The sequence below is a fragment of the Streptosporangium nanhuense genome, assembly GCF_059358815.1.
Genome location: NZ_JCADBG010000137.1, coordinates 1 through 593, shown reverse-complemented (window position 1 = coordinate 593; position 593 = coordinate 1). Strand labels below are relative to the sequence as shown.

Genomic DNA, 593 nt, shown 5'->3' with positions numbered 1-593 from the left:
TGGTCGCCCACACCGACGCCAGCGCCATGATCGCGCCCACCGACAGGTCGATACCCCCACCGATGATCACGAACGTCATGCCGACGGTGATCACCCCGATGGTCGCCGCCAGCGACAGGATGCTCACCATGTTCGAGGTCGTGGCGAAGGTGTCGGGCACCGTGACCAGACCCACCACCGCCAGCAGCACCAGCGCGACCACCAGGCCGAGGTGGCGCGTCTCCCCGAGGCGGGAGAGCGGGCTCGCCGCGGCGGGCTTGTGAGCGGGCGCCTCGACGCGGTCGCTCTCGTCCACGGGCGGCTTCACCGGAGCACCGCCGAGACGCTCGGGGCTCCGGATCGGAGAGAGATGACATCCATGAGGACCTGTCGGTTCCTTTCAATAGTCCCGGCGTGTCCGGCGCTTCCGGCGCTTCCGGAGTACGAGGGCTCCCCGGGCCTGCCCGGCTTCCCGGACCTCCCGGGCTCCCCGTGCGTTCCGGGCTTCCACGCGGTGGAGGGGGTCACAGGGCGCTCCCTTCCATGATCATGTCGAGGACGGCGTGCTCGTCCAGCTCACCCGCGCCGGCCTCACGAATGACCCGGCCCTCCCG

General features: G+C 70.5%; 1 pseudogene. It reads right to left on the bottom strand.

What is annotated here, in order from left to right:
• Positions 1-295 (bottom strand): annotated as a pseudogene (locus AC5L38_RS44365) (ABC transporter permease); the annotation flags it as partial.
• Between the last annotated feature and the right edge of the window lie 298 nt (positions 296-593).